A 26,065-nucleotide genomic window follows, 5' to 3' on the forward strand; every position below is an offset into this window, starting at 1 on the left:
GGCCTCTCGCGGGACGGCTCAGTAGGCGGTGTCGCCCCAGGAGGGAGCGGCGACCGTCTCGGCGTTCGGCGCCGAGGCCGTGGCCGAGAGCTGCACCTGACCGGGGACGTCGGCGCTGAGCGTGTACGTCAGCTCGGGAGTCGAGCGCGACGCCGCGAGCGCCGCCCCCGACCAGGTGAAGACGTATTCGACGGCGCCTCGGACGTCGGCCGTCGCGGTGGTCCAGCTCCAGCCCTCACCCGCCAGGGCGACCGGGCGAGCGCCGACCCGCGCCGACGCCGGGTAGCGCACGCGGACCGACAGCGTCGGGACCGGTGCCCCCACCGTCGGGTGGTCGGAGTCCGTCCAGTACCGGTTCTGCACCTGGATGCGGGTGTCGATGCCGGTGCGGTGACCGGAGCCGTCCCAGTGGGCGTTGTTCTGCCAGGTGTCGAAGACGAGGGTCGACGTCGTGCGGCTCACGGGCGGCTCGGGAGCGGCGGAGGTGGCGGCAGCGGGTGCGGCGAGCGCGATCGCGACCACGGGGGTGCTCCAGAGCGCGGCGCGGACGAGGGATCGGCGATCGGTGGACGGGGTGCCTGCGGGCGCGGCGGAGGACTCAGGCAGGCGCGCAGGCGTGCCGGAGTCACCCCGCGGAGGGGTGGTGGACATAGGGGTAGAGCTCCAGGGTGTGCGGGTGTTCCGGGGTGGGATCCGCCGTGACGCGACCGGGAGTTTCGGGTTCCCGGTCGTGCTGCGCGAGAGCTTCGGGTTCTCGACGCGGGCGGTGTTCTCGGTGCGGACGGGAGTTTCGGGTCCCCGGCCGTCGAGGCGATCGCGAGCAGGCGCAGTGCTGCGGTGCGGCTTCGGGTGCCGCACCCCATACGCTTGCATGGACATCGCGACCATAGTGCGCATTCCGTCGCGAGAGCAACTGATCCGGCACCGGATCGGTGCGATCGCCCCGCTCTGGGGTGTTATTCATCGGCGATACGTCGTCGCGACGACGGATCCAGCACAGGTCCTGACTCGTCGGACGGCTGGGCGGGATGCGGCCCCGCAGCCCCGGTCCGCCCCGTCAACCCGCGGCGGCCGATCCCCCGCTCCACTACGTTTCACCCCATGGGCTTCTTCGACCGCACCGTCCGACCCGCGACCCCCGACCGTGAGCCGCGTCCCGAGCCGACTCCGGCGCCGGCACCGGTACCGGCACCGACGGTGTGGAGGGACGGAGCGGGCCGCTTCGCGCTCCGCTGCCTCCAGGTGATCATCGTCCTGGCCCTCGCGACCGTGCTGGTCTTCGCGATGACGCAGCTCACGATCGTGCTCATCCCGGTGATGATCGCGATCATCCTCGCCTCGGCGATCCACCCGTTGCTGGCCTGGATGCGCCGGAAGGGCGTCCCGTCGATCCTCGCCACCTGGATCGCGCTCCTCGGCCTCCTCGCGATCCTCGGCGCCGTCGGCTGGCTGATCACCGTCGCCGTGCGCAACCAGTGGGACGAGCTGGTCAGCAGCGCCTCCGACGGCATCTCGTCGCTGCAGGACTACGTGCAGCACCTGCCGTTCCAGATCGACGAGCAGCAGATCGAGGACGCACGCCAGAGCGTCGTGGACTTCCTCACCTCGAGCAGCTTCGGCTCCGGTGCTCTGGCGGGCGCAGCAGCTGCGGCGAACTTCGTCACCGGCCTCGTGCTGATGATCGTCGTCCTCTTCTTCTTCATGAAGGACGGCCCCAAGATCTGGGAGTTCCTCCTCCGCCCCTTCACCGGCTCGAGCTACGACCGCGCCCAGCGCGTCGGCGGCAAGGCGGTCGACGTCCTGGGCGGCTACGTCCGCGGCACGGCGACCATCGCCGCCGTCGACGCGATCGGGATCGGAGTCGCCCTCGCGATCCTCCAGGTGCCGCTGGCGATCCCGCTGGCCGTCATCGTCTTCATCACGGCCTTCATCCCGATCGTCGGAGCCACGGCCGCCGGGATCCTCGCCGCACTCGTCGCACTCGTCGACGGCGGACCGGGCCCCGCGCTGATCGTGATCATCGTCGTCATCGTGGTCAACCAGCTCGAGGGCAACTTCCTCCAGCCCGTCGTGATGGCCCGCTCGCTCAAGCTGCACCCGCTGATCGTGCTGATCGCGCTGACCATCGGCACCGTCCTGGCCGGCATCGTCGGAGCCGTGCTCGCCGTGCCGATCGCGGCGGTGGCCTGGGGCATCGTCTCGATCTGGAACGGGCCCGATCAGCCGGCCGAGCCCGCCCGGCAGAAGCGGCGCGAGACCGTCTGACACCCGCAAGGGTGGCATCTGCCCCCCGTTAATGCCGGACCCTCGAAATGGGGACGGAGGCGTGGCAGCATCACTCGTGCGACGGACCCGATACGCCGCACAGGCCCTCCGGCCGGAGACCTGCCCTGTCCACCGCGCATCCCGTGCGCGGCCACCGAAGCCCCTGCGCCGTCAGTGCTTGCGGATGATGCCGTCGCGCAGCGCCTGAGCGCGCAGCGCGATCTTCGTGCTGACGCTCCTGCCGTCGATCCGGTACTTGGCGCGCGCACTGCGGAGCGAGCTCCGCGCGGCGTCCTGCGTGATCCCGAGGGCGCTCGCGACCTGCTTCAGCGACATCCCGTCGACGAAGAGGCCGACGATCCGCCGCTCGCGCGCGCTGAGGAGACCCGCGCCGCCTCCGGTCACCGCCGCCTGCGCCCCGGAGGTCGGCACCCGCTCTCCCGCCGCGGCCCTGCGGATGGCGTCGATGATGACCTCGGTCGGCTCGCTCTTGACGAGGTAGCCGCAGGCCCCGGCGTCGAGAGCGCGGGCGATCACCTCGGGGTGCGAGTGCGTGCTGATGATGATCGTCGCGGCGCCCGCGGTGGTCAGGGTGCGGATCTTCATCGCGAGGTCGAGGTCGTCGCCCAGGTCGATGTCGAGCAGGACGACGTCGGTGGGGAAAGCGGGATGCGCGAGCAGGTCGATCCAGCGGCTCGCCGTCGCGACGACGCTGATGCGCGACTCCGAGCGGTGGATCCAGTCGGTCAGGGCGGTCAGGAGGATCGGGTGGTCGTCGAGGATCGCGACGGCGATCTCGGCCGGATCCGCGACGTCTGCCGCGCCCGTCGCCTCGGCGTCGCTCATGGCGAGGTCCTCCGTCCGACGGCGTGGTCGAGGCGGAGTGTGGTGCGTTCGCCGACCGCGGCGACCCGATAGTCGCCCAGCTCGCTCAGGATGCCCCAGATCGCCGCGTCCAGGTCGCGCGACCGCACGCCGCGTGCCTCCAGAACGAGGGTCACGGCCGACGCGCCCTCGGCCCCCGAGACGGTGAGCCCGATCGCGGGGCGCCTCGACGAGGCCGACGGCGCCGAGAGCAGCCAGAGCACCGACAGCAGCCGCCCGCGAGCGGGAGGGCCGAGCGCCGCGGCGAGCTTCCCGGGATCCTCGAGCGACACCGTCTCGGACAGGTGCGCCGACTCCTCGATCGCGATGCCCAGCCAGGTCTGGTCGTGGCTGCGGGCCAGCGCGGTGCGCAGCTCGTCGCCGAGTCGCCGGGCCCGCTCGCCGAGGTCGTCGTCGATCGGCCGGGTCCGCACCTGCCCGAGCAGGTCGCCGATCCGCGCGTCGACCCTCGAGATCTCGGAGGAGGCGATGCTGCCGGGCCCGGTGCCCGGCCCGTCCACCACGCTGTCGGCGATGGAGCGGTCGAGAGCGCGGTCCACGCGGCGATCGAGGGTCGCGATCAGCGAGACGCACACGACGACGGGGGCGAGCGCGAGCAGGACGGTGGTGACGGCCAGACCGGGACCGCGGTGGTCGACCAGCGCCTGCAGGAGCATCCCGATCCCGCTCAGACCCACCAGGAGGCCCGTCGCCACCCAGGTGCGCGAGAGCGGCTGGAACGAGATCAGCGCCATCACCGTCGCTCCGATGCCCACGCAGACCGTGGGGTAGTACGTCCGCGACGGGTCCCCCAGACCGAAGTCGGAGAACTCGAGGAGCAGCGCGGCCGTGTCGAGCGCGAGGACGAGGGCGAGCACCCCCTTCGGCAGCTCGCCCCGCCGGAGGAGCGCGATCGTCACTCCGATCACGAGCCCCGCGATCACCATCAGCCAGGCGAGACCGCTCAGCCACGTGACCGCGAACGAGCTGAGGGCCCAGAGGAACGAGGCCAGCCCCCGGATCACGATGAGCACCGCCATCCCGACGAAGCCGAGTCCGAAGTAGCTCGCGGTGAGCCGGTGCGTCCGCCTGATCCGGTCGCGGACCGACTCGAGCGTCCGCGACCCGGTCTCGGCCGCACGGACGAGCTCGAGGAGCGTGCCCTCCTCGGCCGGATGCTCGCGCCGGCTCATCGCGGCACGCTCAGCAGCACGGTCGTGCCCGCCCCCGGAGCCGAGAACACCCGGACGCTGCCGCCGACGGCCTCGATGCGGGCGGCGACCGACTCGGCGAGCCCGAGCCTGTCGGAGGCGACCTCGCCGGGCGAGAAGCCGCTCCCCGCATCCGAGACGGCGACCCGGACGCTCCGCGGGTCCTCCGCGACGGTGACGTCGACGGCGAGCACTCCGGCGTGCCGCCGCACGTTCTCGAGGCACTCCCCCGTGGCGCGCACGAGCGCGTCGAGCGCGGGGCCCGAGAGCGCCGGACCGGCGAGCGACGCGGGTTCCGAGGCGCCCGCCCCGCTCACCGAGTGCCAGGTGATCTCGAGTCCGACCGCCTCGTAGCGCCGCCCGAGCGCGGAGAACGCCCCGGGCAGCGGGACGGGCTCCGAGCCGGCCGGGGCGGCCTCGTGCGCTCCCGGCCGGTCCAGGCGCCGGAGCAGCTCGAGATCGGCGGCGGCCTGAGACCTCATGGTGTCGGGAGCGACCCCCTCGCCGCGGTGCGCGACGAGGGTGAGGGTGCTGAGGATCGTGTCGTGCAGCAGTCGCGCGTCGTACCGGCGCCGGGCCTCGCTCTCGCTGGAGCGGCGCTCGGCGGCGTGCGCCGTGCGCAGCTGCTCCGTGCCGGTGTGCGCGCGCTCGACGCTCGCGGCGAGCCAGCGCGACGCGGCCGCGAGCACCGCCCAGCAGACGACGACCGAGAGGGCGACGAAGAACCCGCGGCCCGACTCCCAGGTGGCGGCGAGGGCCAGGACGAGGACGGGCGCGATGCCCGCGAGGGCGATCAGCGGGAGGCGCCGTGCCGATCCGATCGCGAAGAGCGCCGACGGCACCGCCATCGACGCGATCATCGTGACGCTCCCGATCACGGCGGGCACGGTGCCGTCGATCCCCGGAGCGAGCGCGGCCACGAGACCCGCGAAGCCGAGGACGGTGCCGGCGACCAGAGCGCGGGCGCCGGCGCGGCCCGGGCGGCGCCCGACGAGGAGGACGGCGGTCGCGAGCGCGAGCAGGATCAGCATCGGCGCGGCGGCGGCCAGACCGGGCGGGGCGAGCGTGGGCAGGTGCAGGGCGGAGGCGGCGGTGAAGATCCCGCCCGCCAGCCGGGCGCAGACGATCCCGACGTCGGCCTGCTCGCGGCGGAGCGCGGTGCCGGACGATCGGCCGCGGGTTCTCGGAGCGGGCAACGGAGACCTCGGCGAGGAAGGCTCCCTGCGGTGCAACGGCACGGAGACGGTGGACAGGGGATCATCGTGGCACATCGCCGAGGACGACGGCACGGACGGCTCGAGTCCTCCGCGCCGGCAGGGCCGACTCCTCTTCTCCGGCAGGGCCGACTCCTCTTCTCCGGTAGGGCTGACTCCTCCTTCTCCAGCCGGACCATCGGAGCGGCGCGTGACGCCGAGTTGCGGCCCCCGGTCGCGCTCGGCCGCTCCCATCGCGTAGGCTGGAGACATCTCCTGGGCATTCGCCCGAATTCCACGGCTGAGAAGTCGCAAGACGAAGAGACTCAGCCCCTGATAGAGACCGCCGCGATCGACGGCGCAGAGCCTTGCTGCTCAGGCCTTGATCGCACGGTTCGAACGCCCGCCTCGCACGCGGGTACCGCCCTTCACAGGACGCCGCGGAAGCCGCGCCGTTCCTCGTTCGACCCCCGCCCCACCGACTCCGTCGGCTCGCGGGACGTTCTCCCCCGCAGAGTCCCTGCCTCCCTCGGGAGCAGCGCACTCCGCCCCCGTGACTACCCGAACGACTCCCTCCCGACGCGTGATTCATCCGCGCAGAGGCGGAGCCGGTCGGGTGCCGCACACTCGTGCGGAATCTAGACGACGTAGGCCCCGGCCGCGTCACCATCACGTAAGGAAAAGACATGCCTACTGGCACCGTTAAGTGGTTCAACTCCGAAAAGGGCTTCGGCTTCATCGCTCCCGACGACGGAGGCGCCGACGTGTTCGCGCACTTCTCCGCCATCGCGAAGCAGGGCTACCGCGAGCTCGTCGAGAACCAGCACGTCGAGTACGACGTCGAGCAGGGCCGCAAGGGCCCGCAGGCCGCGAACATCCGCGGCGTCGGCGAGTAATTCTCCGACTTCGAGCCCTCCAGCTCAGCGAACGCCCCGTCGGCCGTGATCCCAGGATCCGGCCGGCGGGGCGTTCGTCGTCTCTCCTCCCTTCGACGGAATCGGTAGGCTCGGCAGCATGGGACGACTGATCTACGGGCCGCAATCACTCGAGATCGACTTCGACGACCGCCTTCTGGCGCATCTCAAGGTCGCGATGTTCACCAAGATGCGCCGCAACGAGTCGTTCAGCCTCTCGTGGTCGGAGCCCGAGGCGACCGGCTTCGGCCGGAGCTCGGTGTGGATCCACCCGACGACTCCGCTGCACTTCCGCTTCCAGGTGGGCAAGCGCCCCGGCCTCAACCGCGTCTGGATCGAGCAGTTCGTCGCGAGCGCGAACAACACGGGAGAGATGATCGTCGGGCCGGAGCCCGAGGGCGACTGAGCCCTGGCCCGGCTCAGACCACGCGGGGTCGCGCGGTGTGCACGAGCTCGTCGCACGGCAGTGCACCGAGCCTCGCCGCGATCTCGGCGGACGCCGCCGCGTCGACGCTCGCCACCGCGTACTCCTCCGGCCACAGCGGAGTGAGGGTCACGAGCTCGGCCTGGCCCGTCGCGAGCTCCATCCGCTCGGGGAGGCACGCACTGCGCAGACCGAGGAGCACCCCGACACCGCCGGTCTCGTCGGTCCAGGAGCCGGGGGCGGCCACGCCGGTCAGCCGGCTGGTGCCGATCCCGGCGCGGCAGCAGATGCCCTGCAGCGCCGCGAGCCGGGCCGACTCGTAGAGCAGACGGAACTGCCAGTGATTCGAGAGCTCGGCCGTCGGCACTCCGCGCAGGGCGGACGTCTCGAGGCACAGCTCGAGACCCAGACCGGTGCCGGGGCGGGCGAGCCGGTCGAACGGGTCGCTCAGGCCGTCGGTGGCGAGGACGACGGAGGCGCCGCGATCGACGCGGAGGAACGCCCGGTGATCGGTGGGCCATCGGGCGCCGCCGCGGACTCCGGGATCCTCGGTCGAGACGACGACGGTGCGATCGAGCTCGCCGATCCCGCGCCACAGCTCCGCGCGGTCCTCGGCGACGGCCTCGGCGAGGGCCCGACGTTCATCCGGGGTCCAGCGGACCTCCCGGGTGCGGTTCAGGAACAACGACATGGCACTCCCTGTCCGCGCGACCGGTCCGGCCGCGCTCCCGGCACGCTACGGGGCGCGCCGGAGGGACTCCTCCGAGCCACCGGGGTAGTTCCTGGACATCGGGCAGCCCCTCGACAGGGGGATCCGGGTCAGCCGAGCGGGTCGACGCCGTTGTCGCGCCAGCGCTCGTCGGCGAGCTGGCCGGCGGAGCCCTCGGCTCGGAGCGGCTCGACGTGCTCCGAGGGGACGGCGCCCAGGGAGGTGCCGCTGCCCTCCGCGGTGCTGCCGGGGGCGAGCAGTCCCTCCTCGTCCTCGGAGTCGGTCACCTCGTCCTCGGCCGCGTTCTCGGAGCCGCTCTCGGCCATCGGGTCGTAGCCGTGATCGGGGTCGCGGCTCTCGTCGGGAGTCGTGCTCTCCTCGACCTCGGCGTCGGCGGGCTGCACGTCGTCGGGGGCCCCGGCGCCGCCCGCGCCGCTCGGGTCGGCACCGCTCAGGCCCTCGCCGTTCCAGCCGGAGAACTCGGGACTCGTGTCTGCGCTCATGGGGGCACGGTAGCACCGGCGATCCCTCCGCCCCGAGGGGTCGACACGGAGCTCGGGCGCCTCTCCCACGCCACCGCCTAGGCTTGTCCGGAGCCGTGACAGCGGCGCAGGCCGGACGAGCAGCGCGGAGCCGCGACGGCGGCCCAGGCGAACGGGAGCACCATGCGACGACTCGGTTACGAACGGTTCGGCGGGCCCGACGTCCTCTCGTGGCGGACCGCGGCGCTGCCGATGCCGGGCCGCGGCGAGGTCCTCGTCCGCACCCGCGCGGCGAGCATCAACGCGACCGACGAGAAGATCCTCTCGGGCAGCGCGCGCATCATGAAGGTCGGCCGGCGGCGCCCGTTCGGCTTCGGACTCGACATCGCCGGCACCGTGGAGGCGCTCGGCCCGGGTGCCCACGGCGTCTCGATCGGCGACCGTGTCGTCGGGATGACCCGCGACGGCGACGCCTTCGCCGACGCCTCGATCGCGAAGAGCACCGCGCTCGTCCGGCTGCCCGACTCCCTCGACTTCGTCCAGGGCGTGACGCTCGCGATGTCGGGAGGCACGGCCATCGGCCTCGTCGATGCGCTCCGGGTCCACGCGGGCGAGCGGGTGCTCGTCGGCGGCGGCTCCGGCGCGATAGGCGACCCGACGGTGCAGCTGCTGGTGCGCGCGGGGTGCACGGTCGCCGCGACCGGCTCCGCCTCCTCCGCCGACCTGCTGCGGGGCCTCGGCGCCGAGCCGCACGACTACCGGGCGCTCGACCTCGGCGTGCTCGCGGGCCGCTTCGACGTCGTGGTCGACGTCTCCGGGCACCTGCCGGCGTCCGACGCGGCGCTGCTCCTGGCCGACGGCGGCCGCTACGCGACCCTCGTGCCCAGCGGCGCCGCACTCGGCGCCCAGGCGGCGGGCGTCGTGCTCCGCGACCGCCCGCGCGTGCAGAACCTGATCGTCACGGCGACGGCCGAGCGGATCGGACGCGCGGTCTCGCTCGCCGCCTCCGGCGACCTGCGGCCCGAGACCGGTGCCGTGCATCCGCTCGAGGACGTCGTCGAGGTGCTGAAGCGCCGGGCCGCCGGCACCGACCGCACCCACGGGAAGATCGTGTTCACGGCCGACGACTCGGCGCAGCTGAGCTGACAGGTCGTGTTGAGCACGAGACCGCCGTCGCGAGCACGGCCTGGTCGTGCGAGCTGCAAGGAGGGAATCGAAGGCCACTGCGGTGCAGTGGTCGAGATTCCCGACGCCGCAGATCGTGCGATGAGGACGAGCGGAGCACGCGGGATCTTGTTCGACACGGCCTAGACCTCCTCGGGTCGACCGCTCCCGAGGGAGAGGGTCGCGGCGAAGCCGATCGCGAGGAAGCCCGCCGCGGCGAATGCGGCGTATCGGGTGCCGTCCGAGAACGCCTCCTCGGCCGCCCGGGCGACGTCGGCCGTCGCGTCGGAGGCGGCCAGCCCGGCGATGGCGGCGCCCGAGGAGTCGACGACCGCGTCGACGGTGCTCGAGACCTGCGCGGCCGGCAGACCCTGCCCCTCGAGCGACGCCGTGAGCGTCGCGGCGGTCGAGGCGTAGAGGACCGTCCCGAGCACTGCGATGCCGAGCGCCGAGCCGATCTGGCGCGCCGTCGACTGCGTGCCCGAGCCCTGGCCGCTCCGCTCGACCGGCACGTCGCGCAGCACGACTCCGGTCAGCTGTGCGGTCGCCAGGCCGACGCCGAAGCCGTAGACGGCGAGGAACGGCACGAGCGCCCACCACGGCGTCGAGTCGGAGATCACGGCACCGATGCCCGCGACTCCGACGATCTCGGCCGCGAGGCCCACCCGCACGATCAGCACGGGCGAGACCCGGTTGCCGTAGGCGCCCGCGAACCCGGAGGCGACGAACGAGCCGAGCGCGAGGGCGATCAGCACCAGCCCCGTCTGCACCGCCGAGTAGCCGAGCACGTTCTGCAGCCAGATCGGCAGGGCGAGGATGATGCCGAACTCGCCCAGCGAGACGATCATCGCGGCCACGTTGCCGTTGCGGAACGACGGGAGGCGGAAGAGCTCGAGCAAGAGCATCGCCGAGCGGCCCGCCCGCTCGCGCGCCCGGGCCCAGAGCACGAAGGCGACTCCGGCGAGCACGGCGACGGAGAAGGCGATCGGCACCGGCGAGAGATCGAGCGGCCAGCTCCAGTCGCCGGCCGAGAGGCGCTCGTCGACGCCCCACCAGCCGAGCGTGCGGCCCTCGATCAGCGCGAAGACGAGCGCGGCGGAGGCGACGACCGACAGCAGGGCGCCCACGAGGTCGACCCGGCGGCCGTCGGCCTGACGCGACTCGTCGACGAAGAGCAGCGCGCCGACGACGATGACGATGCCGAGCGGGATGTTGATGCCGAAAGCCCAGCGCCACGAGAAGTCGGTCGTGAGCCAGCCGCCGAGCAGCGGACCGACAGCGGTCATGCCTCCGATGGTCGAGCCCCAGACGGCGAAGGCCACGGCGCGCTCGCGTCCGCGGAAGGTCGCGTTGATCAGCGACAGCGTGGTCGGCAGCACCATCGCGCCGCCGACGCCCTGCACCACCCGCGAGAGGATCAGCAGGTCGCCGGTGGGAGCGAACGCCGCGGCGATCGAGGACAGGGCGAACAGCGAGATGCCGATGATCAGCATCCGGCGTCGGCCCCACCGGTCGGCCAGGGTGCCGAAGGCGAGCAGGAGGGCCGCGAACACGAGGGTGTACGACTCCTGCACCCATTGCACCTGCGTCGAGGTGATGCCGAGATCGGCGACGATCGACGGGATCGCGACGTTCACGATGGTCGAGTCGACGATGATCGTCGCTACGCCGAGACTGATGACGACCAGTCCGATCCACCTGCGATTGCGCATGCCGGAGCCTCTCCTCGATTTAGTCAGCCGGCTGACTATATGCCCTCGGGGCGCGTGGACGCCAGTGGAGGGCATCCGCGAACCCGCTGTGGCCGCGAGGTCGCCTCCGCTGGACGCTCCTCGCCCCCATCACGGCTGCGAAGCGGCGGATTCCGTCGAACCGATGCGAGGCCGGCGCCGGCATCCGGCACTTCTCGCCCCCACCGCAGAGGCGAAGCGGCGGATCCCGTCGGACCCCCTCGCTCCGCAGAGTCCCGGACACCGGACAGATCCCTCCGCGGAAGGGGTCCGGAAGGTTACCGGGCGCGAGCCGTGCGGGCAAGGATGCGAAGCGCCCGGAGGCGCCCCGTCAGGATGGTCGCATGCCCGCTTCTCCCCGCTCCTTCCCCTATCCGCTCGGCGTCTCCCTCCGCGGCGACGGCGAGTCCGCCAACGTCGCCCTCTACTCCGAGACCGCGGACAGCGTCGAGGTCTGCCTCTTCGACGACTCCGGAGCCGAGACCCGCGTCACGCTCACCGAGCGCACCGGCCACGTCTTCCACGGCATCGTCCAGGGCATGACGGTCGGCACCCGCTACGGCCTGCGCGTCGACGGCCCCTGGGACCCCGCCAACGGCCTCCGCCACAACGCCGCGAAGCTGCTGCTCGACCCGCACGCGACCGCGATCGAGGGCTCCTACACCTGGTCCGAGGACGTCTTCGGGCAGTTCTACGAGGACGCCGAGAAGCGCAACGACGCCGACGACGCCGCGGCGGTGCCGCGCTGCGTCGTCACCGACCCGACCTCCTTCGACTGGAGCGGCGACGTCGCGCCGCGCATCCCGCTCGAGGAGACCGTGATCTACGAGGTGCACGTGAAGGGCTTCACGAAGCTGCACCCCGACATCCCCGAGGACATCCGCGGCACCTACCGCGCGCTCGGCCACCCCGCCGCGATCAAGCACTTCACCGACCTCGGCGTGACCTCGGTCGAGCTGCTGCCCGTGCACCAGTTCGTGCAGGACTCGCACCTCGAGGAGAAGGGGCTGCGCAACTACTGGGGCTACAACTCCCTCGGCTTCTTCGCGCCGCACAACGAGTACTCGCACGCCGGCGACGACGGCTCGCAGGTCGACGAGTTCAAGGCCATGGTCAAGGCGTTCCACGACGCGGGCCTCGAGGTCATCCTCGACGTGGTCTACAACCACACGGCCGAGGGCAACGACAAGGGGCCGACCCTCTCGTTCAAGGGCATCGACAACGGCTCCTACTACCGCCTCGTCGAGGAGGACCGCGCGAACTACTTCGACACCACCGGCACCGGCAACAGCCTCAACGTCGCGCACCCCGCCGCGCTCGGTCTGATCATGGACTCGCTGCGCTACTGGGTCACCGAGATGCACATCGACGGCTTCCGCTTCGACCTCGCCACGACGCTGACCCGTCAGACCGGCGAGGCGGAGGTGCACAGCGCGTTCCTCGACCTGATCGCGCAGGACCCGGTGCTCGCACCGGTCAAGATGATCGCCGAGCCGTGGGACACCGCCGGCTACCAGGTCGGCGGGTTCCCGGCCGACTGGTCGGAGTGGAACGGGAAGTTCCGCGACGACGTGCGCGACTTCTGGCACGGCGCCGACTCGGTGCTCGGCACGACGGCGCAGCGGATCCTCGGCTCGCCCGACGTGTACGAGGCCGACAAGCGCTCCCCCGTCTCGAGCGTCAACTTCGTCACCGCGCACGACGGCTTCACCCTCGCCGACCTCACCGCCTACTCGCGCAAGCACAACGCGGCCAACGGCGAGGACAACAACGACGGCGAGAGCGACAACCGCTCCTCCAACAACGGTGCGGAGGGACCGACCGAGAACGAGGCGGTCAACGAGCGCCGCGATCGGATGCGCCGGAACTTCCTCGCGACGCTCCTGCTCTCGGCGGGCGTGCCGATGATCCTCGGCGGCGACGAGATCGCCCGCACCCAGGGCGGCAACAACAACGCCTACTGCCAGGACGACGAGATCTCGTGGTTCGACTGGGAGAACGCCGACCGCGAGCTGCTGGCCTTCACCCGCGAGCTGATCGCGCTGCGCGCGGCCGAGCCCGCCCTGCGCCCGAAGTGGTTCCGGCGCGCTCCGGGCGAGGGCGGCCCCGACGCGGTCGACATCCTCCGCTCGGATGCCAACGGCTTCGCCGACGAGGACTGGGACAACCCCGACGCGCGCTCCATCACCTTCGTGTTCACCCACGAGGGCAGCGACTCCTTCGCCCTGCTGATGAACGCGGCCGAGAACGGGGTCGAGTTCACCGTCCCGGAGGCGCCGGGCAAGGAGTGGGTGCTCGCGTCCTCGAGCGATCCCGGCCAGGTCGTCGAGGGCGAGGTCACGACGCTCATCGTGCGCGACGGCTCGTTCACGCTGCTGCGCTCGGCCGCCTGATGCCCGGCCGAGCCTCGCGGCGGCTGCGCTTCAGCGGGCGCATCGCGGGGTTCGGCACGGCCTCGGGCACCCGCGTGGTGCTCGGGCTCTGGGAGTCGACTCCGTACGGCGCCTTCGCGGACGCGATGATCGAGCGGGGCGACGGGCACCGGATGCTGATCGCCCCCTCGGACGACGTCGCCGAGTTCATCGCCTCGACCTACTCCTTCGACGACGTGCGGGTGGCACCGGTCTCGTGGCGGCGGGTCGACGGCGGACTGTCGGTCTCGGCCGGCCCGCTGCATGCGGCGCTGCGGCTCGGGGGGCTCACTCCGCTCGGGCGCCTGCTGCGGATCGTGCCGGGCGCGATCGCCGAGCACCCCGCGTGGCTGACCGCGATCTCGCCGGCCGCCTCGCTGCTCGTGCGCGGAGTGAGCACGTCCGGATCGGCCGGGAACGGCCGCCGCGAGTACTACGGAGTGCGGACGATCCGCCGCGTGCTCGGGGTCGACGCGTCGCTCGACGGGGTCGCCCTCGGGTCGCTCCGGCCGCTGTCGCCTCCCGTGCGCTTCGGCTTCTCTTCGGCGCCGGCCGCCCCGGCGATCGTCGACGTCACCACCACGATCGCGCTCCCGCGCGATGCCACGACCGCGTTTCCGCGGCACTGAGAGAAGGGACGCTCCTCATGAAGAAGGGCGACAAGATCAGCTGGAACACCTCGCAGGGCGAGACCCACGGGAAGCTCGTCGAGAAGAGGACGAAGGAGTTCCAGTTCGAGGGCCAGACGTTCAAGGCCTCGGACGACGAGCCGTACTGGATCGTCCAGAGCGACAAGACCGACGCGAAGGCCGCGCACAAGGAGTCGTCGCTGAAGAAGAAGTAGGGCGGCGGCTCCACCGCGGGATCCCCAGACCGTCGAGGGGGCCAGTACTCCGTGGCCACCTCGACGGATCGGGTTCCCTCGCGTCGTGCGAGCGGACGGGAGGCCGCGGTCAGAGCCAGCCGCGCTCCTCCGCGAGCAGGACGGCCTGCTGGCGGGTGCGGACGGCGAGCTTCGCCAGCACGGCCGAGACGTGGTTGCGCACAGTGCCGGGGGCGAGCGACAGGGCGCGCGCGATCTGGCCGGTGGTCTCGCCGCGGCGGCCCGCGCGGAGCACGTCGAGCTCGCGATCGGTGAGCGGGCAGCGCTGGTCGCTGAGCGCGTCGGCCGCGACCTCCGGGTCGACGTAGCGGCCGCCCGCCGCGACCCGGCGGATCACCTCGGCGACCTCGTGCGCATCCCGCGACTTGGGGAGGAACCCCGAGACCCCCGAGGCCAGCGCCCGCCGCAGCACTCCCGGCCGAGCGTGGCGGGTGACCACGATGCAGCGCGTCGCGACCGTGCGCACCAGGCGCTCGGCGACGTCGACGCCGTCGAGCCCCGGCATCTCGAGGTCGAGCAGGCAGATGTCGGGGGCGAGGCGGGCGGCCTCGACGAGCGCCTCCTCGCCGTCGGCGCACTGCGCGACGACCTCGATGTCGTCCTCGAGCCCCAGGAGGGACGCCAGAGCCGAGCGGATCATCGCCTCGTCGTCGGCGATCAGCACGCGGATCATCGTGCGGCCCCCGCCACCGGCACCGTCACGACGACGGTGAACGACCGGGCCCCGTGCTGCACCTCCAGCGAGCCGTCGGCTTCGGCGACCCGGCGGCCGATGCCCTCGAGCCCCGCCCCGCCGCCGTTGTCGGCCTCGACGGGCGCCGCCTCGGCGTCGTTCTCGATCGTGAACCGCCAGGCCCCCGCCTCCGGTCGCAGCGACAGCCGCGCCCACTTGCCGCCGCCGTGGCGGAGGACGTTCGTGGTCGTCTCGCGCACCACCGGCCCGAGGACGTCGGCCGGGGCGAGATCGGCGGAGGGGTCGACGGCCGCCTCCGCCGCGACTCCGGCCGCGCGCAGCAGATCGACCGCGTTGGCCAGCTCGTCGCCGAGCGGGACGGAGCGGAACCGGGTGGCCAGGTCGCGCGTACCCTGCCGCGCCTCGTCGACGCTGGTGCGGGCGGCGCGCAGCTGGGCGAGCGCCGCCTCCTGATCGTGCGCCATCAGGCGCTCGGCGAGCTCGAGCTGCAGGGCGATCACCTGCAGGTGGTGCCCCTGCAGGTCGTGCACATCGGTCGCGACCCTCAGCCGCTCCTGCGTGGCGCCGAGCCGCGCTTCGGAGGCACGGGCCTGATCGAGCGAGACCAGCACGTCCCACCACCACAGCGAGAGCACCGACATCCACGGCAGCGCGATCGAGTAGAAGCCGACGAGCGCGCTGCTCACGCCCTCGTCGGTCAGCGGCGCGACGGGCAGATCGATGAACCAGAGGGCGGCGAGCAGCAGCGTCCCGGCGAGCACGATCCGGCGGCGGAGGCCGGGGGCCCAGGGCAGCAGCACGAGCATCTGCACGACCGGGAGGACCGCGATGGTCCACATCCCCGAGGCGACCCCGCCGAGGACGCCGTAGACGACGGCGACGGCGAGCGGCGCCCACGCAGTGCGCCGGCGCACCGAGAGCGGCTCTCCGCGCCGGTTGCGGTAGTCGAGCAGCAGCGGGACCTGCGCGAGGGTCCAGACGACGCCTCCGACGCCCACCACGAGCACGGCGGCGGTCCCCCGGCTCGAGAGGATGAGCGCCGGCACCCAGACGAGCACCAGGATCACGCCGAAGAAGAGGATGCCGCCGGCGGTGTACCACCAGGTCGCGGTGATGCTGCGGGTCAGCTGCAGGGTGCCGCGCGCCGTCCGCTCGGCATCGCTCACGGGCTCGGTCCGGGTGATCACGAGGCCACCCTACGGGCGTGACAGAAGTCACGGGTCCGAGGTGCGAAGCACCCGGGAGGCGGTGACGGACGGGCACTTCCCGCGGATCCGCGACCCCGGTGGACTGGAGTCACTCACGAGACGGACCACCCGGTCCCCGACCAGCAGGAGAACGTCATGAGCGTCATCACCACCTTCCAGGACCTCGTCGCCGAGGTGCCCGACATCGTGCAGCCCCTCATCGTCGCGGCGGCCGGAGCCGTCCCGTTCGTCGAGGGCGAGGGCGCCGCGACCATCGGCATCATCGGCGGGGTGAACCCGGTCATCGCGGTCCTCGCGGCGATCGTCGGCAACTTCGCCTGCGTCGCCCTCGTGGTGCTGCTGAGCTCGGGAGCACGGCAGGCGGTCGTCAACCGCACGCGGGTGCCGGCCATGGCGGGCGGGGCACCGGAGCGGCCGGCGGTCTCGCCGCGCAAGGCCAAGTTCCAGCGGGCGTTCGAGCGCTACGGGGTCCCCGGGGTGAGCCTGCTCGGGCCGCTGCTGCTGCCGACGCAGTTCACCGCCTCGATGCTCGCGGCGGCGGGCGTCGGCCGCGGGCGGATCCTGGTCTGGCAGGGCATCGCGATCGTCGCGTGGACGACGATCATCGCCGTGATCATCAGCGGTGTGCTGTCGACGGTGGGCTGAGCCCTGCGGTCGGCCCGGCCGGCTCGGTGCCCGAGTGGACGCCGGACGGGTCTCCGACGGCCCGCCGCGCCCGGTGGGCGTCCAGTCGCGTCGGACCGTGCCGCGAGTGGGCGCCCACCGGGCGCTGGGCCGTCTCAGCTCCCGTCCGGAGGCGCAGGATGGACGCATGAGCGACCAGCCCGAGCGGTGGACCCGCGCGACGACGCAGCCCGACATGTGGACCGACCCGGAGGACGACCCTCGCGAGGGGACGAGCCCCGACGGCGAGCCGGCGACCCTCGAGGACTACCTCTCGGCCTACCGCCACACGCTGATCATGAAGTGCGACGGACTCACTCCGGAGCAGCTGGCCCGGCGCTCGGTCCCGCCGTCGACGATGTCGCTGCTCGGACTCCTCCGCCATCTGGCCGAGGTCGAGCGGGACTGGCGCGGCTGGCTGAGCACGGACGCGCCTCCCTCGAAGCTCTACGGAGGCCGAGACGACGACTTCGACGGCGCGATCGGCGAGCAGGCGGTCGTGGACGAGGCGCTCGCGTCGCTGCAGCGGGAGCAGCGGGACACCGACGCCGCGATCGCCCAGCACCCCGATCTCGGCGAGCGGGTCGGGCGCGACGGCATCGCGATCCGCGAGCTGCTGGTGCACCGCATCGAGGAGTACGCGCGGCACTGCGGGCACGCCGACCTGCTCCGCGAGTGCGTCGACGGCCGCGTCGGGCAGTGACGGCGGCAGAGCATCAGCCAGGAGCTCGGTCCCTCGCCCCACAGCGGAGACCCCTGCCGCTCAGCTGATGATCCGCGGGCGGATCGACGTCAGCGGCGGTCGAGGAGCGCGAGCAGCGCCGGCTCCACCTCCGCCTCGGTGATGTGGCCCGCGACGACGAGCTCGGCCAGACCGTGCACCGCACCCCAGACGGCGGTGGTCAGGGCGGCGGCCGCGGCGGAGGAGGCGTCGGCCGGCAGGAGGGATGCGGTCGCGGTGGCGAGCACCGCCTCGACCCCGTCGATCAGCGGAGCCATCGCGCCGCTCGGCGACCCCGGGACGCAGACCTCGGGGTCGTAGATGACGCGGAAGCGCTCGGGGTGCCGGGCCGCGTAGCCGACGTAGGCGCCTCCGATGAGCACCGCGCTCGACTCCGCCGAGCGCCCGGCCGCCTGCTCCTGCGCCCCGGTCAGCGCCGCGAGCAGCTCGGCCATGCTGACCTCGCTCAGCCGCTTGAGGAGCGCGGTGCGGTCGCCGAAGTGGTGGTAGGGCGCGTTGTGGCTGACGCCCGCGGCCCGCGCGACCTCGCGGAGACTGAGTGTGGCGTGCCCCTGAGTGCGGAGGAGGTCGAACGCCGCGGCCTCGAGCGCGGGCGCGAGATTCCCGTGGTGGTAGGCGCTGGGTGATCTTGACACGAGCAACATCGTAGCTCTAGCGTCGGAGTCGTCGATGTGGGCACTGTCCACATTCTGGGCGATGTCCATATTCTGGGCGACATCCAGATCGGCATCAATCACTGGAGGCACCGTGCACACCCTGATCATCGACGGACACCCGAATCCGGACTCCCTCTGCGCCGCCCTCGCTCGGCGGTACGCCGACGAGCACGGCGACGCCGAGGTCCTCGCCGTCCGCGACCTCGCGTTCGACCCCGACATGCGCTTCGGCTACACCCGCCGGCAGGAGCTCGAGCCCGATCTGGAGCGCGCCTGGCTGCTGCTGCTCGAGGCGCGGCACGTGGTCGTCGTGACACCGGTCTGGTGGGGCTCGGTGCCCGCCGTGCTCAAGGGGTTCTTCGACCGGGTGCTGCTGCCGCGCCGGGCCTACCGCACGCGGCCGAACGGCCTACCGGAGGGACTACTCACCGGGCGGACGGGACGCGTGATCGTCACCTCCGACTCTCCGCGCTGGTACCTGCCGCTCGTCGGCGACACGACGGTGCGGCACGTCAGGCGCACGACGCTGCGCTTCTGCGGGATCCGGCCGGTGCGGGCGACGCGGCTCGGGCCGGTGAAGGACTCGACTCCCGAGCGGCGGCAGGCGTGGCTGGCCGAGGCGGGTCGGCTCGGCCGGCTCGACGCGAGGCGGAGCGGCGCCGTCGCGGCCCGTCCGGAGCCCGCCGCGCTCTGACGCGCGCCTTCCGTGCGACCTCCGGCTCGTCGAATCCGCTTCGGCTCGTCGAAATCGCCCGATTCCGCGAGCCGAACAGGATTCTGCGAGCCGGAGGTCGACTCCGGAGAACGTTCGGCTCGCAGAAACCGGTTCGGCTCGCGAGAACCGCCCGATCCCGCGAGCCGGACGCGATTCTGCGAGCCGGAGGTCGGCTGAGGGGCGTCAGGCCGAGCGGCGCACCAGCTCGTGCACCCAGGCCAGCTTCTCGGCGATCACCGGAGTGATGACGAACGGGTAGAGGTCGTCCTTGCCCATCGAGCGGTTCACGCTGTTGAGCGCGAGCGAGAAGCCGTGCCAGCGACCGAGGATCTCGGGCATCTCGAGCGTCGAGACCCGGTCGGCACCGACGGCGTGCACGCTGCCGACCAGCGAGTCGGGGAGGCGCCCCCACGGACCGGCGATGGTCATGCCGACCGAGGCGGTCGTCTCGAGCGCGTCGGCGATGTGCAGGTAGTGCGCGAAGGTCTCCGCGAAGTCCTCCCACGGGTGGGTCGTCGCGTACTGCGAGATGTGCTCGCGCGCCCAGTCCTCGCTCCCCGAGGCTCCGGAGTAGTGCGTGTCGAGCGCCGCCGCGTAGTCGGCGCGCTCGTCGCCGAACAGCGACCGGAACGCCGGGATCAGATCGGTGCCCTCGACCAGCAGCTGCCAGTAGTAGTGGCCGATCTCGTGGCGGAAGTGGCCGAGCATCGTCCGGTACGGCTCGCCGAGGCGCGCCTTGAGGGCCTCGCGGTGCGCGTCGTTGCCCTCCGAGAGGTCGACGGTGACGACTCCGTCGGCGTGACCCGTCGTCACATGCTGTCCCTGCGCCGACGACAGCAGCTCGAAGGTGAGCCCCGTGGAGCCGCGGCGGCGCTCGACGGGCAGGTCGAGGTGGTGCAGCTGGCGCACGAGGCGGCGCTTGGCGAACTCGGCGACGGTCAGCTGGCTCAGGGTCGCCGCGTCGTAGACCGCGGGGCGGACGCCGGTGAGGGCGCAGGAGGCGCAGGCGCCGCCCGTCCCCTCCTCCGCCAGCCAGGTGCAGCCGATGGTGTCGCGGTAGCGGCACAGCTGCCGACCCGAGGCCTCGGCGAGCTCGTCGCGGTCGAGGTCGTAGGCGAGCGCGGTGCGGCAGCGGAGGCACACCGCGTCCTCGAACTCGACGCGGGCCTCGCAGTGGGGGCAGCCGAACACGCGCATGCGGAGGGGGCCTTCCGGGGTGACGAGGCGGCGGCGGGCGCCGCCCCTCGACACTAGTCAGCCCTCGGCGGGTGCGCGCGGGGTTGCCCCGGGCGGCTCGTGCTGCCGCACCCCTCGCTGGTCGAGTAGCCCGTAGAGCGGGCGTGTCGAGATCCACGTCCGTCAGGAGGTCAGGGCTGACGCCTGATCTGCTGACGCTGGTGGGTCTCGATACGCCCCTGCGGGGCTGCTCGACCAGCGTGGACGGCGAGGCGAGACGCGCCGAGTCGACGCCTCCGCGTCACCCTCACGCGATGCGGATCAGCTTCTTGTTGACGAACTCCTCGAGGGCGCTGCGGCCCATCTCGCGGCCGGTGCCCGAGCGCTTCACGCCGCCGAAGGGCAGCTCGACGGCGTCGCCGAGGACGAGGTTGATCCAGACCATGCCCGCGTCGATCCGGTCGGCGAGACGCAGCGCCTGCTCGGAGTCGGTCGTGTAGAGGTACGAGCCGAGACCGAACGGGGTGTCGTTCGCGAGGGCGATCGCCTCGTCCTCGTCGCGCACCCGGTAGAGGGCGGCGACAGGGCCGAAGAACTCCTCGCGGTACGCGTTCATCTCGGGAGTGACGTCCTCGAGGACGGCGGGCGGGAAGAAGTTGCCCGTCACCTCGCCGCTCGCGCGCACGGTCGCGCCCTGCTCGCGCGCGATCGTCAGCTGCTGCTCGAGGCGCGAGGTGGCGGCGGAGGAGGAGAGCGGGCCGAGCAGCGTGCCCTCGGCGAACGGGTCGGCCGGCTGGGCCGCGGTGAACGCCTCCGTGAACTTGGCGGCGAAGGCCTCGTACAGGTCGTCGATGACGATGAAGCGCTTGGCGGCGTTGCACGACTGGCCGTTGTTGTCGAGGCGGGCGGCGACCGCGTCCTCGACCGCCTTGTCGAGGTCGTCGGTCGACAGCAGGATGAACGGGTCGGAGCCGCCGAGCTCGAGCACGACCTTCTTGAGGTGCCGCCCGGCGATCTCGGCGACGGCCGCGCCGGCGCGCTCTGAGCCGGTGACCGAGACACCCTGCACCCGCGGGTCGGCGATGACGGTCGCGGCCTGGTCGTTGGTCGCGTAGAGGTTCACGTAGACGCCGGAGGGAGCGCCCAGCTCCTCGGCCGCGGTGCGGAAGATGTCGGCGATCGCGGCCGCCGACTCCGGGCACTGCGGCGCGTGCTTGAGCAGGATCGTGTTGCCCGCGACGATGTTCGGGCCGGCGAAGCGGGCGACCTGGTAGTAGGGGAAGTTCCACGGCATGATGCCCAGCAGCACGCCGAGGCCGGCGCGACGGACGAACGCGGAGCCGGTGCCGTCCGACAGCTCGATGGGCTCGTCGGCGAGGAACGTCTCGCCGTTGTCGGCGTAGTAGCGGTAGATGTCGGCGGCGAAGCCGACCTCGCCCGCGGCCTGCTCGAGCGGCTTGCCCATCTCGCGCACGATGATCTCGGCGAGGGCGTCGGCGCGCTCGACGTGCAGGTCGGCGACCCGCGCGATCAGGGCGGCGCGGGTCGCCACGGGCACGGTGCGCGACCACGTCGAGTACGCGTCGTGGGCGGCTCCGATCGCGTCGGTGAGCTCGCCGTCGGTGACGGTCGGGTACTCGCTGAGGGTCGCGCCGGAGGCCGGGTCGATCACGGCGTAGTGGGTGCTCATGCGGGCAGTGCTCCTTCGCGGTGGTGGGCCGGAGCGATTCTCGCGCCGTCCTCGTCGATGATCTCCTGCGCCAGCCGCCGGCCGACGCGGATCGCGCCGTCGACGTGCTGGTAGCCCTCGGCCGCGAGGTCGCTCGAACCGAAGCGGAGGGGGCCGACCGGCTCGAGCTGCAGCGCGCCGTAGCGGGTGAGCCCGCCCAGGTCGAAGCTGGCGGCGTAGGCGCCCTGGGTCCACTCCTCGGCGGCCCAGTCGCTCTCGTAGTAGACGACCGGATCGAGTGCGGCCGGCCCGAAGTAGGCGGCGAGCGAGTCGAGGATCGCGGCCTTGCGCTCGGCCTCGGGCAGAGCGAGCAGCCGGTCGGCCTTCTCGTCCGAGACGAAGCCGACGAGGGTGCCGCGCTCCTCCCCCGCGTTGGAGTTGTCGTAGGCCTCGTGCACGATCGCGTGCGGGCTGAAGGCGGTGCCCGAGAGGCCGTCGGCGCGCCAGAACGGCGTCGCGTAGCTGGCGTGCACCTTGATCACGAGGCCGAGCGACTGGTGCTGCAGCGACTGCTGTCGGAGGCGCGGCAGCGGCGGCTCGAACGCGATGCGGTTGACGAGGTTGGGCGGCACGGCGACGATCGCGCGGCGGGCGCGCACGGTGCGGTCTTCGGTGCGCACCTCGACCCCGTCCTCCGCGTAGTGCACGGAGCGGACGGGCGCGCCGAGCACGACGCGCTCGACGCCGAGCCGCTGAGCCAGGAGCTCCGGCACCCGCTGCAGGCCGCCGAGCACGCGCTTGTCGAGGATGAAGTCGGCGTCGACGAGGTGGCTGAAGCCTCCGGCGCTGGCCGCCATCAGGAGCGCCTGCAGCAGTGAGAACGAGTGCGCAGGCTTGGTGAGCATGGCGTCGGCGACGAAGAGCGCGATGTTGGCGCGCGCCTCCGCGTCGTCGGTCTGCTGCTCGAGCCACGCGCTGAAGCTGATGCGGTCGTAGTCGTGGGCGAGCGGATGCGCCCACGGCGCGGCCGGATCGGTCTCGGCCACGAGGCGGTCGAGCAGCTCGATCAGGCGCGAGATCTCGGACTCGGTCGTCTCGGTGCCGGGGAAGATGTCGCCGGTGAAGCGGCGGGCGCGCCCGTCGGAGCCGATGTAGACGCTCTCGCCCTCGCGGTACCGGGAGTAGGTCGCGAGGCCCAGCTCGTCGAGCGTCTCGAGCAGCGCGGTCTGGTCGGGCGAGACCCACTGCCCGCCGAGCTCGAGCATCTGCCCGTCGACGACCCGGGTCTCGAGACGGCCGCCGACGCGGTCGCGGGCCTCGAGGACGAGGACGCTGCGGCCCTGCTCGTGCAGGCGCAGGGCTGCGGTGAGCCCGGTGGCGCCCGCTCCGATCACGACGACGTCGTACTCGTGCTCTGTCCGGTGCGTCTCGATTCGGGACATGACAACTCTTTCCATCGGTGATCGCCGCGTTGAACGAGGGATTGCGAGTCATTTTGTCACAGAGAGTGTCGAGATGGGCAGTGCTCTGCTCTCGACGCCTCACTCCCAGAATTACATAGGCGTGCTATGTTTATGGACGTGCCCGATTCCAGCGCCCCCGTGCGCCTCGCCTCCGCCGCCACCGCCCTCGCGCGGTTCGCCGGCCGGTCGAGCGGCGCCACGGGGCTCGGCGCCCAGTCCGGCGCGGTCTGGTCGACGCTCGCCGAGCTGCGCACCTCGCCGCCCGTCCGCCTCGGCGAGCTCGCCGAGCGCGTCCGCGTCACCCAGCCGACGATGACGGGCATCATCGCCCGCCTCGACGAGGCCGGCTGGATCCGCCGCGTGCACGACGAGCACGACGGCCGCGCCTGGCTGATCGAGGGCACCGCGGAGGGGTTCGCCGCTCTCGGCGAGCACCGCCTCCGCCTCGAGAGCGCCCTCGCTCCGCTCTTCGACGACCTCGACGACGACGACCGCCGCGCCCTCGAGCGCGCCGCCTCGATCGTCGAGACCCGCGTCGCCCGCACCCGCTCCTCCTCCCCCGAGAAAGGCCCCACGCCGTGACATCCCCGCACTCCCCCGCCGCCGGCGGCTCGATCCTGAAGCAGCCGCTCGCCGTCTGGGCCGTCGCCTTCGCCGCCGTCATCGCCTTCATGGGCATCGGCCTGGTCGACCCGATCCTCCCGGCGATCGCCGAGAGCCTCGAGGCGACTCCGACCGAGACCTCGCTGCTGTTCACGAGCTATCTCGTGATCACCGGCGTCGTGATGTTCTTCACCAGCTGGATCTCGACGCGCATCGGCGCGAAGAAGACGCTGATGATCGGGCTCGTGCTGATCGTCGTCTTCGCGGCTCTCGCCGGAACCGCCGGCAGCGTCGAGGGCGTCATCGGCTTCCGCGCCGGCTGGGGCTTCGGCAACGCGCTCTTCATCGCGACGGCGCTCTCGACCATCGTCGGGGCGGCGAGCGGGGGCTCGTCGGCCGCGATCGTGCTCTACGAGGCCGCGCTGGGCATCGGCATCGCGATCGGCCCGCTGCTCGGAGGGCTCCTCGGCAGCGTCTCGTGGCGCGGACCGTTCTTCGGCACCGCCGTGCTGATGGCGATCGGCTTCATCGCGATCGCGACGCTGCTCCGCGAGGACGGCCCGCGGCCCACTCCGACCCCGCTGTCCGCCCCCTTCGCCGCGCTGAAGGTCCCGGCGATCCGCACCCTCGCGGGCGCCGCGCTCTTCTACAACATCGGCTTCTTCGTGCTGCTCGCCTATACGCCGTACCCGCTGGGGCTCGACGAGATGGGCCTCGGCTTCACCTTCTTCGGCTGGGGTCTCGGAGTCGCGATCACCTCGGTGTTCGTCGCCCCGCTGCTCACGCGGCGCCTGCCCCGCACCGTGGTCCTCCGCTCGGTGCTCGTGCTGCTCGCCCTCGACCTCGTCGCCGGCGGGCTGGCGATCTCGTCGCGGGTCGGCCTCATCGTCTGCATCATCGTCGGCGGGCTGCTGCTCGGCATCGTCAACACCGTGCTCACCGAGTGCGTGATGGAGGCGACCGACCTGCCCCGCTCCGTCGCCTCCTCCGCCTACTCGGGCGTCCGGTTCCTCGGCGGAGCGATCGCGCCGCCCGCCGCCTCCGCCCTGGCCGCCGCGATCTCGCCCGCGTTCCCGATGTACGCCGCCGCCGGCGCCGTGCTGGTCGCGTCGCTGATCGTGCTGCTGGGCCGGAAGACGCTCGCCCGGGCGGACGCCCACGGCGAGGAGCCCTCGGCCGTCGAGGCCCAGGCGATCGCGGTGGGCAGCACTCTCTAGGAGGGGCGTCCCCGCCGCCCCTCCCGCAGTCGGCTTCTCGAGACAGCCGGGCACCGCAGAGCGTGTTGCGTTCGCTGCGCGGAATCGCTTGGCACGCGATTCCGCGGTGCGCTCGCGGACCCGGCGGCGGCAGGAGGTCCGGAGGCGGTCGTGCCCGTGCAGAACATCAGCTGAGAGGGGTGGGCCTCCGCCAGCGGGCGAGGCCCACCCCTCTCAGCTGATGTTGCGGCGGGACGGCCTACGCGAGCTGGGGGTAGACGGCCTCGAGGGGGGCCGAGAGGCCGGACTTGACCTGGCGGCTGGTGTCGTCGGCGAGGATCTCGAAGGCGCCCGCCTCGAGGCCGTCGTAGGTCTGGCCCACGACGTCGGCCGGGCTCGCCTTCGGGCCGTCGGCCCCGGCCGCCATCGGAGTGTCGACGTAGCCGACGTGCAGCCCGAGCACGTGCACGCCCTGCGGCGCGAGCTCGAGGCGCAGCGAGTTCGTGGCCGACCAGAGCGCCGCCTTCGAGGCGCTGTACCCGCCCGCCACCGCGAACCAGCTGAGGGCCGAGTGCACGTCGACGATCGCCGCTCCGTCGGCCGTGGCGAGTCGGGAGGCGAACGCCTTCGCGAGCAGGACCGGCCCGAAGAAGTTGGTCTCCATCACCGCGCGCAGCTCCTCCGCCGACAGCGCGAGGAGGCTGTAGCTCGCCCCGGAGACGCCCGCGTTGTTCACGAGGACCGTCACGTCGGGCGCCGCCTCGACAGCCGCCGCGATCGACGCGGCGTCGTTCACATCGAGGACGAGCGGGACGATCCGCTCGTCGCCCCACTCCTTCGGCCGGCGGGCGGCGGCGTAGACCTTCGACGCGCCGCGCGCGAGCGCCTGGGCGACGAACTCGGATCCGAGTCCTCCGTTCGCCCCGGTGACGAGGACGACTGCTCCGGTGAGTGCTGGCATGGTGGGTTCTCCCTGGGATCGGGTCGCGACCTCCGCGACCAGTGCTCCTGACAACCCGGGACGAGTAGG

General features: G+C 72.4%; 26 protein-coding genes. 12 read left to right on the forward strand and 14 right to left on the reverse strand.

Annotated elements, in window-relative coordinates; translation table 11 throughout:
* Window positions 1-18: 18 nt before the first annotated feature.
* Entirely contained in the window at window positions 19-651 is a 633-nt protein-coding gene (locus GRS96_RS18190) for a hypothetical protein (protein WP_159989135.1), read from the reverse strand.
* A 450-nt stretch (window positions 652-1,101) separates the two neighbouring features.
* Between GRS96_RS18190 and GRS96_RS18195 the strand changes: the two genes are divergently transcribed.
* A complete protein-coding gene (locus GRS96_RS18195) occupies window positions 1,102-2,265 on the forward strand; it encodes an AI-2E family transporter (RefSeq protein WP_159852944.1) in 1,164 nt (387 codons plus the stop codon).
* 171 nt (window positions 2,266-2,436) lie between these two features.
* Here the strand turns inward: GRS96_RS18195 and GRS96_RS18200 are convergent, their stop codons facing one another.
* The 3 genes from GRS96_RS18200 to GRS96_RS18210 are packed head-to-tail and all read right to left on the reverse strand — an operon-like array spanning window position 2,437 to window position 5,536.
* Window positions 2,437-3,111, reverse strand: a complete 675-nt coding sequence (locus GRS96_RS18200) for a response regulator (RefSeq protein ID WP_159852945.1) — start codon at window positions 3,109-3,111, stop codon at window positions 2,437-2,439.
* A complete protein-coding gene (locus GRS96_RS18205) occupies window positions 3,108-4,322 on the reverse strand; it encodes a hypothetical protein (RefSeq protein ID WP_159852946.1) in 1,215 nt (404 codons plus the stop codon). Before GRS96_RS18205 ends, GRS96_RS18200 begins: the two co-directional genes overlap by 4 nt.
* Window positions 4,319-5,536, reverse strand: a complete 1,218-nt coding sequence (locus GRS96_RS18210) for a sensor histidine kinase (RefSeq protein ID WP_159852947.1) — start codon at window positions 5,534-5,536, stop codon at window positions 4,319-4,321. Before GRS96_RS18210 ends, GRS96_RS18205 begins: the two co-directional genes overlap by 4 nt.
* Window positions 5,537-6,219: 683 nt before the next feature.
* Between GRS96_RS18210 and GRS96_RS18215 the strand changes: the two genes are divergently transcribed.
* Entirely contained in the window at window positions 6,220-6,429 is a 210-nt protein-coding gene (locus tag GRS96_RS18215) for a cold-shock protein (RefSeq protein WP_055786246.1), read from the forward strand.
* 118 nt (window positions 6,430-6,547) lie between these two features.
* Window positions 6,548-6,853 carry a DUF7882 family protein gene (locus GRS96_RS18220; protein WP_159852948.1) on the forward strand — a complete coding sequence of 102 codons (306 nt, stop codon included), beginning with the start codon at window positions 6,548-6,550 and terminating at the stop codon, window positions 6,851-6,853.
* A 13-nt stretch (window positions 6,854-6,866) separates the two neighbouring features.
* Here the strand turns inward: GRS96_RS18220 and GRS96_RS18225 are convergent, their stop codons facing one another.
* Window positions 6,867-7,562, reverse strand: coding sequence for a hypothetical protein (locus GRS96_RS18225; protein WP_159989136.1), 696 nt, complete (start codon window positions 7,560-7,562; stop codon window positions 6,867-6,869).
* A 128-nt stretch (window positions 7,563-7,690) separates the two neighbouring features.
* A complete protein-coding gene (locus GRS96_RS18230) occupies window positions 7,691-8,083 on the reverse strand; it encodes a hypothetical protein (protein ID WP_159989137.1) in 393 nt (130 codons plus the stop codon).
* A 162-nt stretch (window positions 8,084-8,245) separates the two neighbouring features.
* Between GRS96_RS18230 and GRS96_RS18235 the strand changes: the two genes are divergently transcribed.
* On the forward strand, window positions 8,246-9,208 hold the full coding sequence (locus GRS96_RS18235; RefSeq protein ID WP_159852952.1) for an NADP-dependent oxidoreductase: 963 nt from the start codon (window positions 8,246-8,248) through the stop codon (window positions 9,206-9,208).
* A 161-nt stretch (window positions 9,209-9,369) separates the two neighbouring features.
* Here GRS96_RS18235 and GRS96_RS18240 read toward each other — a convergent pair whose 3' ends face one another.
* Window positions 9,370-10,938 (reverse strand): DHA2 family efflux MFS transporter permease subunit, encoded by a 1,569-nt coding sequence (locus tag GRS96_RS18240; protein ID WP_159989138.1) that lies wholly within the window; start codon window positions 10,936-10,938, stop codon window positions 9,370-9,372.
* A 362-nt stretch (window positions 10,939-11,300) separates the two neighbouring features.
* On the opposite strand from GRS96_RS18240, the gene glgX reads away from it, so the two are divergent.
* The 3 genes from glgX to GRS96_RS18255 are packed head-to-tail and all read left to right on the forward strand — an operon-like array spanning window position 11,301 to window position 14,211.
* Complete coding sequence (gene glgX / locus GRS96_RS18245) at window positions 11,301-13,349, forward strand: glycogen debranching protein GlgX (protein WP_159989139.1); 2,049 nt, start codon at window positions 11,301-11,303, stop codon at window positions 13,347-13,349.
* Window positions 13,349-13,996: a hypothetical protein gene (locus GRS96_RS18250; protein ID WP_159989140.1), complete on the forward strand. Its 648-nt coding sequence runs from the start codon at window positions 13,349-13,351 to the stop codon at window positions 13,994-13,996. The genes glgX and GRS96_RS18250 overlap by 1 nt, the downstream gene beginning before the upstream one ends.
* Before the next feature lie 17 nt (window positions 13,997-14,013).
* A complete protein-coding gene (locus GRS96_RS18255; RefSeq protein ID WP_159852960.1) occupies window positions 14,014-14,211 on the forward strand; it encodes a DUF2945 domain-containing protein in 198 nt (65 codons plus the stop codon).
* Window positions 14,212-14,320: 109 nt separating this feature from the next.
* Here the strand turns inward: GRS96_RS18255 and GRS96_RS18260 are convergent, their stop codons facing one another.
* Window positions 14,321-14,923, reverse strand: coding sequence for a response regulator transcription factor (locus GRS96_RS18260; RefSeq protein WP_068211397.1), 603 nt, complete (start codon window positions 14,921-14,923; stop codon window positions 14,321-14,323).
* Window positions 14,920-16,131, reverse strand: a complete 1,212-nt coding sequence (locus GRS96_RS18265; RefSeq protein ID WP_236553661.1) for a sensor histidine kinase — start codon at window positions 16,129-16,131, stop codon at window positions 14,920-14,922. The genes GRS96_RS18260 and GRS96_RS18265 overlap by 4 nt, the downstream gene beginning before the upstream one ends.
* A 156-nt stretch (window positions 16,132-16,287) precedes the next feature.
* Here GRS96_RS18265 and GRS96_RS18270 point away from each other — a divergent pair, with 156 nt between their 5' ends.
* A complete protein-coding gene (locus tag GRS96_RS18270) occupies window positions 16,288-16,797 on the forward strand; it encodes a small multidrug efflux protein (protein ID WP_159852962.1) in 510 nt (169 codons plus the stop codon).
* Window positions 16,798-16,963: 166 nt separating this feature from the next.
* Complete coding sequence (locus tag GRS96_RS18275) at window positions 16,964-17,518, forward strand: DinB family protein (protein ID WP_159852963.1); 555 nt, start codon at window positions 16,964-16,966, stop codon at window positions 17,516-17,518.
* An 89-nt stretch (window positions 17,519-17,607) separates the two neighbouring features.
* Here the strand turns inward: GRS96_RS18275 and GRS96_RS18280 are convergent, their stop codons facing one another.
* The gene (locus GRS96_RS18280) at window positions 17,608-18,192 is read right to left on the reverse strand and encodes a TetR/AcrR family transcriptional regulator (protein ID WP_235021777.1); all 585 of its coding nucleotides are present in this window, start codon (window positions 18,190-18,192) and stop codon (window positions 17,608-17,610) included.
* A 112-nt stretch (window positions 18,193-18,304) separates the two neighbouring features.
* On the opposite strand from GRS96_RS18280, the gene GRS96_RS18285 reads away from it, so the two are divergent.
* Complete coding sequence (locus tag GRS96_RS18285) at window positions 18,305-18,907, forward strand: NAD(P)H-dependent oxidoreductase (RefSeq protein WP_204162111.1); 603 nt, start codon at window positions 18,305-18,307, stop codon at window positions 18,905-18,907.
* A 204-nt stretch (window positions 18,908-19,111) separates the two neighbouring features.
* On the opposite strand, the gene GRS96_RS18290 is transcribed toward GRS96_RS18285, so the two are convergent.
* From GRS96_RS18290 to GRS96_RS18300, 3 genes are all read right to left on the reverse strand, one after another.
* Window positions 19,112-20,125 carry a zinc-binding metallopeptidase family protein gene (locus GRS96_RS18290; protein WP_159852966.1) on the reverse strand — a complete coding sequence of 338 codons (1,014 nt, stop codon included), beginning with the start codon at window positions 20,123-20,125 and terminating at the stop codon, window positions 19,112-19,114.
* Window positions 20,126-20,411: 286 nt separating this feature from the next.
* The gene (locus GRS96_RS18295) at window positions 20,412-21,794 is read right to left on the reverse strand and encodes an NAD-dependent succinate-semialdehyde dehydrogenase (protein WP_159852967.1); all 1,383 of its coding nucleotides are present in this window, start codon (window positions 21,792-21,794) and stop codon (window positions 20,412-20,414) included.
* Window positions 21,791-23,215, reverse strand: a complete 1,425-nt coding sequence (locus GRS96_RS18300; RefSeq protein ID WP_159852968.1) for a flavin monoamine oxidase family protein — start codon at window positions 23,213-23,215, stop codon at window positions 21,791-21,793. Before GRS96_RS18300 ends, GRS96_RS18295 begins: the two co-directional genes overlap by 4 nt.
* A gap of 138 nt (window positions 23,216-23,353) precedes the next feature.
* On the opposite strand from GRS96_RS18300, the gene GRS96_RS18305 reads away from it, so the two are divergent.
* Together GRS96_RS18305 and GRS96_RS18310 are read left to right on the forward strand one after the other, a co-directional pair.
* Window positions 23,354-23,818, forward strand: a complete 465-nt coding sequence (locus tag GRS96_RS18305; RefSeq protein ID WP_159989142.1) for a MarR family winged helix-turn-helix transcriptional regulator — start codon at window positions 23,354-23,356, stop codon at window positions 23,816-23,818.
* On the forward strand, window positions 23,815-25,056 hold the full coding sequence (locus GRS96_RS18310; RefSeq protein WP_236553662.1) for an MFS transporter: 1,242 nt from the start codon (window positions 23,815-23,817) through the stop codon (window positions 25,054-25,056). The genes GRS96_RS18305 and GRS96_RS18310 overlap by 4 nt, the downstream gene beginning before the upstream one ends.
* Before the next feature lie 238 nt (window positions 25,057-25,294).
* Here the strand turns inward: GRS96_RS18310 and GRS96_RS18315 are convergent, their stop codons facing one another.
* Window positions 25,295-25,996: an SDR family oxidoreductase gene (locus tag GRS96_RS18315; protein WP_159989143.1), complete on the reverse strand. Its 702-nt coding sequence runs from the start codon at window positions 25,994-25,996 to the stop codon at window positions 25,295-25,297.
* Window positions 25,997-26,065: the final 69 nt, after the last annotated feature.

This window comes from Rathayibacter sp. VKM Ac-2803, from assembly GCF_009807175.1.
Classification (GTDB): Bacteria; Actinomycetota; Actinomycetes; order Actinomycetales; family Microbacteriaceae; genus Rathayibacter.